Origin of the sequence: Nocardiopsis sp. TNDT3 (assembly GCF_003427465.1) — a bacterium.
Classification (GTDB): Bacteria; Actinomycetota; Actinomycetes; order Streptosporangiales; family Streptosporangiaceae; genus Nocardiopsis; species Nocardiopsis dassonvillei.
The window spans coordinates 1-9416 of record NZ_QPFC01000035.1 but is presented as its reverse complement, the minus strand read 5'-3'; the positions used below and the strand labels follow the sequence as shown (position 1 = coordinate 9416).

Here is a 9416-nt window from a genome sequence, read left to right as displayed (position 1 = left end):
CGGCCGGGGGAGCGCGGGGGCGCGGCCGGGGGAGCGGTGGCCGTCATCGGCCCACCTCCCCGACGGGCCGGGCGGCCCTGAGCCGCGTGTCCAGCTCGCGCAGGAGGCGGGCGGAGTCGGCGGTCGCCGGGCGGTCGCCGTAGGCCACGTCGTTGAAGATCCGCGCGCCCTCGCTCAGCCCCTCGGCCTCGGCGGTCAGCACGGCGGAGGCCTCCGCCGCCAGCTCGGTCGCTGTGCGCCCCGCGCGCGGCGTGATGATCGCCCGCTCCTCCAGGTCCACGCTGATGGCCCTCAGCCTCTCCGTGACGGCGGCGGCGAACTCACCGGCCCTCTCGTGCCGGTCGGCGGCGGCCCGGTGGTCGGCCGCGTCCATCGGCGCGCCCTCGTGCACGGGCGCTCCCGCGCGACGGCTCCGCGTCGGGCGCAGCCAGAGGACCAGCCAGACCACCAGGACCGCGACGACCACCAGCAGCGGTCCGAGGACCGTCCAGCCGCCGAGGGCGTCCGGCGCCTGGGAGACCAGGTCCGCGAGGAGCTCCTGGAGCCAGGAGAGGAAGCGGTCCCACAGGGAGGGCTCCTGTTCCCCGTACAGGGGGTCGCTCAGCTCCTCGACGGCGCGCCGCTGCCCCTCCTCACGGGTCACCTCCCCGACGGCGGGTGCCCTCACGTCCGCGGCTCCGGCAGGTAGATCTCCGGGCCCGCCTCGTAGCCGGCCTGGGCCACCTGGTGCAGCTTCAGGTCCAGGCCCTCACTGCGCATCCGCGCGTCCACGTACAGGAGGGTCTTCACGCCCACGCTGAAGGGCGCGGTGATCGCGTAGACCACGACGTTGCCCACATAGATGACGGCGCCCGCCACGACGGCGGCCCAGGCAGCACCGGGAGCGATGAAGGTGGGGACCACCGAGACGATGCTGAAGGGCGTGCTCAGCAGTCCTTGGACGAGGAACATGAGGATGGAGGCAAGCAGTGAGATGCCGAAGGTCCGCCACCATCTGCCCTGAGTGAGTCGCCAGGAGCGGGTCAAGGCCGTGCCCGCACCGACACGCTCGAGCACCGCGACCGGTATGGCGAAGTAGATGCGGATGTAGATCCAGGCGACCAGGGCGACGCCTCCGGCGACCCCCAGCATCGAGGCGATCACGACGATGACGCCGACGCCCTGGCTCTCCGCGATGGCCACGAAGACACCGATGAAGAAGACGACGATTCCGACGGTGACGGCCACGTAGAGGACGAAGATGGTCACCAGCTGCAGCAGTGCCAGGCCCACAACGGTCCAGATCCGGCTGCGTACGGCGGTCCAGGCCTCGGAGGGGCTGAGCTTGCGGCCGAGGACCGCCATACCGACCACGGCCGTGAGAAGACCGGTGACCAGGATGATCCCGGCCTGGGTCAGCAGGCCGCCGCCGTACAGGGCCACGAGGGACCAGCCGCTGAACGGGAACGGGTCGTTGGGGTCGATCGACGCGGGGTCGGCCATCACCTGGTCGAGGAAGGCCCCGTAGCCGGACATGTAGCCGCTGAAACCGACCGAGCTCACGATGCTCGCGACTGCCATGACGACCAGTGCGAGCCCGACGGTGGTCTTGGGGTTGTTGCGGATGAGGCTGAACGCACCGTTGAGGATGTCCCCGAGCGTCATCGGCCGGAGCGCGACCACACCGGGCTTGAGCGCGCGCGGCTGCCCGTAAGGGGGCTGTTGGCCGTATCCGGCCTGCGCTCCGTATCCGGGCTGTCCGTAACCGGGTTGCTGGCCGTACTGTCCGTAGCCCGGCTGCTGACCGTGTCCGGACTGCTGCCACTGCGCCTGCTGTCCGTGGCCGTACTGGCCGTAACCCGGCTGCTGCCCGTACGCGGGCTGCTGTCCGTACCCGCCGCCCTGGGACGGCTGCTGGCCGGAGGCGTGCTGGCCGTACTGTCCGTATCCGGGCTGCTGCCCGGAGGGCGTCTGCCCGTAGCCCTGCTGCCCGTACCCGGGGGTCTGCTCGGGAGGGGCGAAGTTCGGCTGCCCCTGGGGCGTCTGACCGGCCGACGCGGACTCCGGCCCCGTACCGGAGGGCGCGGAGGAGGCGGAGGAGGGACCCTCCTGACCGGGGGCGGCCCATCCGCCGGACGCGGGCGGGGGAGCGGCCTCGGAAGCCCCGCCGCCGTCCGGTCCGTCCGGGGGGTTCCCCGACGTGTCCCGGTGGTCGTCCTCCTGGGTCATCTGCCCCGCCCTCCATGGGGTTCGGTTACGCTGCGCGAGCACGCTTCCGCGGTTTTCGGCCTCTGGTGAACCAACCTACCCGCCGGTTCCACCGGTGCCCGCGATGTTCGGGCGTATGCAGGCGCAACCGACCCACTTCATTCCTTTTGTATGCTTTCTGTTATCAACAGGCCGGGTCGCGAAGGTTCGCGTGCCAGGTCACCAGGGTCGACGCGCCGCAGGCCGAAACGGTTCCCACGGACCGAAAAACACCGACCACTCTCCCGATCCCGCCCGAAGGTGGCAAGGTGGGGGGAGGACGAAGCAGTTTCTTGCGTCTCGGGGCGCACCGAACGTTCATGCCGCTTGAGTGTTTCCAGAGAGAGGAGTAGGCGCCGCCGTACCCGCCCGCGGGTCCGACGCCCGGCGCCGGACGCACCGATGAAGGGACGTGTACTGGTTGTCGACGACGACCTCGCCCTCGCTGAGATGCTGGGCATCGTTCTGCGTGGAGAGGGGTTCGAGCCCTCGTTCGTGCACGACGGGGACAAGGCCCTGGAGGCCTTCCGCGAGACCAAGCCCGACCTGGTCCTCCTCGACCTGATGCTCCCCGGCGCCGACGGGATCGACGTCTGCCGTCAGATCCGCGCCGAGTCCGGCGTGCCCATCGTGATGCTCACCGCCAAGAGCGACACCATCGACATCGTCCTCGGGCTGGAGTCGGGCGCCGACGACTACATCGTCAAGCCCTTCAAGCCCAAGGAGCTCGTGGCCCGCGTCCGGGTGCGCCTGCGCCGCACCGAGGAGCCCGCGCCCGAGGTGCTCCAGATCGGGGACATCACCATCGACGTCGCCGGGCACGCCGTGCGCCGCGACGGCGAGCAGATCAGTCTCACCCCGCTGGAGTTCGACCTCCTGGTGGCCCTGGCCCGCAAGCCGCGCCAGGTCTTCACCCGCGAGGTGCTGCTGGAGCAGGTCTGGGGCTACCGGCACGCCGCCGACACCCGCCTGGTCAACGTCCACGTGCAGCGCCTGCGCGCCAAGATCGAGAAGGACCCGGAGCACCCCGAGGTCGTCGTGACCGTCCGCGGCGTCGGCTACAAGGCCGGAACCGCCTGATCCTCCCGAGCCGCACATGACCGCAGCCACACCAGAGGAGGAGCGGGGGACCGCCTCCGACACCCAGATCCCGCCCTCCGGGCCGTCCGCGGCCGGAGGGCGCTGGCGCGACGGCGGCACGGGGCTCACCCGCTCCTACGCGCTCGCCCAGCGCGCCGCCCGCGCCCTGGTGCGCGGCGTCCACAGCAACTGGCGCCGCTCGCTGCACCTGCGGGTCATCTCCACCACCCTGGTGCTGTCCCTGGTGGTCATGGTGGGCCTGGGGTACGTGCTCATCTCCCAGGTGCGCGGCGGCCTGCTCGACGCCAAGATCTCCACGGCCGTCACCGACCACCGCGCCGGGCTCAACTACGCGTCCGCCGAGCTCCAGGAGAACGAGTCGGGCGACCGCAACCGGCTCATGTACAACCTCGCCAACGAGCTCACCAGCCGCAGTGGCGACACCGGGCTGTACAGCGTGGTCATCCTGCCCTCGGTGGGCGGAGAGGTCGGCTGGGCCACCGGCGAGGGCAGCGTCCCGCAGCGGCTCATCAACCAGGTCCACGAGTCCGAGGTGGACGAGCAGCAGTACCACACGTACACGCGCATCACCACCGACCAGGGCGAGGAGCCCGCGCTGGTGGTCGGCGCGCAGCTCACGCGCGCCTACGAGCTGTACTACATCTTCCCGCTCCAGCACGAGCAGCAGATCCTCGACCTGGTCCAGGGCACGGTCGGCCTGGTGGGCGTGCTGCTGGTCATCCTCCTGGGCCTGATCGCCTTCGTCATCACCCGGCAGGTGGTCAGCCCGGTCCGCTCGGCCGCCCAGTCCGCCGAACGCCTCTCCTCGGGCGACCTCACCGAACGCATGGCCGTGCACGGCGAGGACGACCTCGCCCGGCTCGCCCTGTCCTTCAACGACATGGCGGGCAACCTCCAGGAGAAGATCCAGGAGCTGGAGGAGCTGTCCAAGCTCCAGCGCCAGTTCGTCTCCGACGTCTCCCACGAGCTGCGCACCCCGCTGACCACCATCAAGATGGCCGGGGACGTGCTCTTCGACGAGCGCGAGGAGCTCGACCCCACCATGCGCCGCTCGGTGGAGCTGCTGCAGAGCCAGGTGGAGCGGTTCGAGGAACTGCTCTCCGACCTGCTGGAGATCAGCCGCCACGACGCCGGGGCCGCCACCCTGGGCACCGAGTCGCTCGACATCCGCGATGCCGTCATGAAGGCCGTCGGCGACGCCGAACAGATCGCCGAGCGGCGCGGCATCAAGGTCGTGCTGCGCCTGCCCACCGACCCCTGCACCGCCGAGTACGACGGCCGCCGCATCAACCGCATCCTGCGCAACCTGGTGGTCAACGCCATCGAGCACAGCGAGGGCCGCGACGTGGTGGTCACCGCCGCGTGCGACCGCGACGCGGTCGCCGTGGCCGTGCGCGACTACGGGGTGGGCCTCAAGGAGGGGGAGGAGCACCTGTGCTTCGACCGCTTCTGGCGCGCCGACCCGGCCCGGGTGCGCACCACCGGCGGCACCGGCCTCGGGCTCTCCATCGCCAAGGAGGACGCCACCCTGCACGGCGGCTGGCTCCAGGCGTGGGGCCAGCCCGGCCAGGGCTCCCAGTTCCGCCTGTCCCTGCCGCGCCGCTCCGGCAGCGAACTGCGCGGCTCCCCCCTGCCGCTGGTGCCGCCGGAGTTCGCGCTGGGCCGCACCTACACCACCTTCGCCGACAAGGGTGAGAACGGCAACGGCGCCGCCCGCCCCGAGAGGGTGCCCGCCAGGAACGGCGCGGACGCCGCGGAGGAGGGCGCGGCCGCCGCCCGCGCCGAGCAGCGCGAGGACGAGGAGAAGCTGTGAGGACACCGCACCGGTTCGGCCGCGCCGCGCGCGCCTGCCTGGCCGCGGCCGTGGCGGTCGTGTCCATGGCCGCCTGCGCGACCGTCCCCACCACCGGCCCGGTCGTGGCCAGCGACGGCAACGAGTCCGAGGGCGACCCCTACGGCGGCTACGTGCGCCTGCTGCCCGCCGGACCCCAGGAGGGAGTGGCGCCGGAGGGCCTGGTCAGCGACTTCCTCAAGGACATGGGCAGCTTCGAGCAGGACTACGAGGCCGCCCGCAGCTACATGCTGTCGAGCACGGACCAGTCGTGGAACCCGGACGGGACGGTCAAGGTCTTCCCCGGCCACGACACCGTCGACCTCGACACCGAGATCAGCGGAGACGGGCTCACCGCCACCGTGCGGATGCGCAGCTCGCTGGTGGCCACGATCGACGAGGACGGCAGGTACGTCTCCGGCGACTCCGGTCGCCTGCTCGACGAGACCTTCGTCCTGGCCCGGGAGGACGAGGACCCCGAGGGCGAGTGGCGCATCCAGAGCCTGCCCGACGAGCTCATCCTCAGCCAGCTCGACGTGGAGCGCACCCACCGCCCGTTCAACCTCTACTACTTCAACCCCGACGAGAACGCCCTGGTCCCTGACCCGGTCTACCTGCCCGTCAGCAACGACGAGCTCACCAAGCGCCTGCTGCACAGGCTCGTCCGCGGACCCAGCACCTGGCTGGACCCCTCCGTGCACTCCTCCTTCGCCGAGGACGCCGACCCCGAGGTGGAGGTGGAGGAGGACCGGGTGACCGTCAGCGTGACCGCCCCCGGCCAGGCCGACGAGTTCGGCATGGGCGCCCAGATCGCCTGGACCCTGCGCCAGCTGCCGGAGATCCAGGAGTTCACGCTGCGGGTGAACGGCAACGAGGTGGACTTCCCCGGCGCCGAGGGCGAGAGCGCCGACCGGCCGCGCCCGGGCAGCACCTACTGGTCGGAGGTCAGCCCCGGCGCGACCTCGCCCGGCGTCCACGTCTACTACTCCCACGAGGGCCAGCTGTGGTCGGCCTCGGACTGGGACACCGACACGTTCGGCAGCGGCGAGCCGGTACCCGGGCCCCTGGGATCGGGCGAGGTCCCCCTGGGCAGGTTCGCTGTGTCGCTGGACGAGCAGACCATCGCCGGGGTCACCACGGGCGGCCGCGAGGTCGTCACGAGCCAGGCCACCCCGGGCGCCGACGTCCGGGAGGTCCTGGCCGACGGGGTCTTCACCGAGCTGTCCTGGGACGTCAACGGCGACCTGTGGGTGGTCGAGGAGGTCGACGACGAGGACGGGGAGGACGGCGAGGAGGCCCGGGAGGACTCCGACGCCGAGAGCCCCAACCTCAACGGGCCGCCGCCCTCCCCGGGTCCGACGGACCTGTGGCTGCTGCGCGACGGCCACGAGGTGGTCCGCGTGGACGTGTCCGACCTGCGCGACAGGCCGCTGGTGCAGTTCCAGATCTCCCGGGACGGCACCCGCGCCGCGGTGGTGACCGAGGTGGACGGGCGCCGCTCGCTCCAGGTGGGCCGCGTGGTGCAAGGCGCCGACGGGCAGGTCTCCGTGGAGTCGTTCGTGACCCTGGCCCGCGAGCTGGAGGACGTCACCGACATCTCCTGGCGCTCGGGCGACCAGTTGGTCGTGCTCGGCACCCGCGAGGGCGGTACGAGCCAGGCCCTCCTGGTGTCGCTGGACGGCGGCACGCCGCCCGCCAGCGCCGGAACCCCCGTCGCCAGCATGGTGACCGTCTCCGGAGCCCCGGGCCAGCCCCTGGTGGCCGGTTCGGACGACGGCAACATCTGGGTGTCCAGCGACCCGCTCAACTGGCAGAGCGTCGTGGAGGGCGGCTCGCCCGCCTTCCCGGGCTGAGGCACTTCGGGCGTGCGGTCGGACTCCGGCCGCACGCCCGCGGTGAAACCGGGGTGCGCCCGGCGCGCGGGCCTGGAAGGGTGGCGCCATGGACGACCTGACGCGGCTGGGTACGCCGATCGACGCACGCCCCCACTTCGCCGGGGAGCGGGAGGACCTCCTCGCGCTCCTGCGCGGCCTGACCCCCGACGAGTGGCAGGCCGAGGCCGTGACCGGGTGGAGCGCGCGCGACGTGGCCGCCCACCTGCTCGGCGACGACTACTGGCGCATCGCGGGGATGCGCGACCGCTACCGGGCGGCCCCGGCACCGGCGCCGGGGGAGCCGCTGGCGGCGTTCGTCCACCGCAACAACCGGGAGTGGGTGCGGGCCACCGCCAGGATCAGCCCGCAGGCGCTGGTCCAGACGCTGGAGATGACCGGGCGCGAGCTCGTGCGGCTCTGGCGCTCCGCGGACCCGCACGCCCCGGGCGTCGCCGTCTCCTGGGCGGGCGCCGACCCGGCGCCGGTCTGGCTGGACTGCGCCCGCGAACTCACCGAGAACTGGGCCCACCGGCAGCAGATCCGGCACGCCGCCGGGCGGGCCACCGACCCCGGGCCCGCGGGCTCCCTGGTGCTGGACACCTTCATGCGCGCGCTGCCGCACACCCTGCGTGACGCCCCGGCGCGGACCGGAACCCGGGTGAGCGTGGCCGTGGACGGCCCGGACGGCGGCGAGTGGACCGTCACCCGCGCCGGAGCCGGGTGGACGCTGGCCCCCGCCGGAGCGGGGGGCTCCGGCCCGCCCGCGGCGGCCGTGCGCTGGGACTTCGAGACCGCCTGGCGGCTGTGCGTGCGGGGGATCGAACCGGAGGAGGCCGAGGCCAGGGGCGTCCTCTCGGGCGACCCCGACCTGGCCCGGGCCTGCTGCCGCATCGTGTCGATCATCCGCTGACCGCGCGGACCGGCCCGGACGGTCGTCGCCGGTCCGTGTGCCGACCGGTCCCGCGCCTTGAGGGGCCCCGTGCCGCCTTCGCGGCCGCGACGCCGGGTGACGGCGGCAGGCTCGCGGGCACCGGTCACGGCCCGGGCGGCGACCGGTTGCTCCGGGCTTTTCCCGGGGACGTGACCGCGGAGCCGGTGCCGGAGCCGGTGAGGGGCGTGGAGGAGGCCGTCGGGAGCGTTGTCCACAGGTTCGAGAAGGGGCTGGCGGGCACCGCTCCGGGCATCGAACCTTGGGGTATGGACGAACGGACACACCCCACGGGCGTGCTGCGGTGGATACTCGGCGCGCTGCTCGACCTGCTCCTGCCGCAGCCCTGCGCGGCGTGCGCGGGCCCCTCGGGGCCGCTGTGCGCGCACTGCCTCACCGCGCTGCGGCGCCGCCCCCACCGGTGCGCGCCCAGGCCCGGCTGCCCGCCCGTCTGGGCGGCCGGACCCTACGCCGGGCGACACCGCGGGGTGCTGCTCACCTACAAGGAGGGCGGCGCGGACGCCCTGGCCGCGCCCCTGGGCGGGTGGCTGGCCGCCGCCCACACCGCGTCCGGCCTGGCCCGCCCGGACACCCTGCTCGTCCCCGTACCCGGGCGCGGTCCGCCGGGCGACCCCCGGGCGCCGGTCACCAGGCTGGCGCGCGCCTGCCTGGTGCAGGCCGGCGGAGCGGGCGCGGGGAGGGTGGCGCCCCTGCTGCGCTACCGGAGCCGCCCCAGACGCCAGGCAGGCCTGGGGAGGGCCGAGCGCCTGGCCAACCGGGCGGGCACCCTCGTCGCGGACCGCCCGCTTCCCCGGGCCCTCGGCGCGGTCCCCGGCGCGCGGTCGGGGGCCGGGGGGAGCGCGGTCGTGGTGGACGACGTCCTCACCACGGGCGCCACGGTGGCCGAGGCCACCCGCGCACTGCGGGCCCGCGGGATCACCGTGGCGGGCGCGGTGGTCCTCCTCGAACGCCTGCCCGGCGCTGTCGGAGGTCCTTCCCGGGAGAAGGAGGCGGACGGTGCAAGAAGGTTTTACGAACCCTCGTGAACAGGCGAAAAGTCCATGTACGAAGGGGTTTGAGGCGGTTACCGATGAGTTGAGAGGGTGGCTGCTACCTGACATCCTCGCCAGGACAGGTTACGGTCACGGTATGGCACCCGTCCGGGTCCGTGGTTGCGTCGGAGTCTGCGAGCTCCCGGGAACACCGGGGCGCCGCTCCGACAAGCCGATGCCAGGCGCAGGCGAAACGGCCCACGTAAGGCGACTTTTCGTCGACCGATCACGGTGCGCCTTAGAGGTAAGCCCTGCCCCGCGGAGGGTCCAGATGTCCCTCATGACAGGGAGAAGAGCAGTAGTCGCGATCAAGAGCGGCGACACTCTCAGCAGGCGGATGTGGGGACGAAGACCAGGTCGGCCGGACGGGTGGCATCCCATCGTCCGGGGGTTCGCCAACGGCG

At 72.9% G+C, this 9416-nt stretch carries 7 protein-coding genes; 5 read left to right on the top strand and 2 right to left on the bottom strand.

Going from position 1 to position 9416, the window contains the following annotated elements; translation table 11 throughout:
- Positions 1-43: 43 nt before the first annotated feature.
- Both DQW06_RS00925 and DQW06_RS00920 read right to left on the bottom strand, forming a co-directional pair.
- Positions 44-667 carry a DUF4129 domain-containing protein gene (locus tag DQW06_RS00925; RefSeq protein WP_013154752.1) on the bottom strand — a complete coding sequence of 208 codons (624 nt, stop codon included), beginning with the start codon at positions 665-667 and terminating at the stop codon, positions 44-46.
- A complete protein-coding gene (locus DQW06_RS00920; protein ID WP_117197789.1) occupies positions 664-2208 on the bottom strand; it encodes a glycerophosphoryl diester phosphodiesterase membrane domain-containing protein in 1545 nt (514 codons plus the stop codon). Before DQW06_RS00920 ends, DQW06_RS00925 begins: the two co-directional genes overlap by 4 nt.
- Before the next feature lie 420 nt (positions 2209-2628).
- On the opposite strand from DQW06_RS00920, the gene mtrA reads away from it, so the two are divergent.
- The 5 genes from mtrA to DQW06_RS00895 all read left to right on the top strand — a co-directional run bounded on the left by mtrA (position 2629) and on the right by DQW06_RS00895 (position 9006).
- Positions 2629-3306 carry an MtrAB system response regulator MtrA gene (mtrA, locus tag DQW06_RS00915; RefSeq protein WP_013154750.1) on the top strand — a complete coding sequence of 226 codons (678 nt, stop codon included), beginning with the start codon at positions 2629-2631 and terminating at the stop codon, positions 3304-3306.
- 16 nt (positions 3307-3322) lie between these two features.
- Entirely contained in the window at positions 3323-5140 is a 1818-nt protein-coding gene (gene mtrB, locus DQW06_RS00910) for an MtrAB system histidine kinase MtrB (protein ID WP_013154749.1), read from the top strand.
- On the top strand, positions 5137-7011 hold the full coding sequence (locus DQW06_RS00905; RefSeq protein ID WP_117197788.1) for an LpqB family beta-propeller domain-containing protein: 1875 nt from the start codon (positions 5137-5139) through the stop codon (positions 7009-7011). Before mtrB ends, DQW06_RS00905 begins: the two co-directional genes overlap by 4 nt.
- An 88-nt stretch (positions 7012-7099) precedes the next feature.
- Complete coding sequence (locus DQW06_RS00900; RefSeq protein WP_013154747.1) at positions 7100-7942, top strand: maleylpyruvate isomerase family mycothiol-dependent enzyme; 843 nt, start codon at positions 7100-7102, stop codon at positions 7940-7942.
- A gap of 287 nt (positions 7943-8229) precedes the next feature.
- On the top strand, positions 8230-9006 hold the full coding sequence (locus DQW06_RS00895) for a ComF family protein (protein WP_041553229.1): 777 nt from the start codon (positions 8230-8232) through the stop codon (positions 9004-9006).
- Positions 9007-9416: the final 410 nt, after the last annotated feature.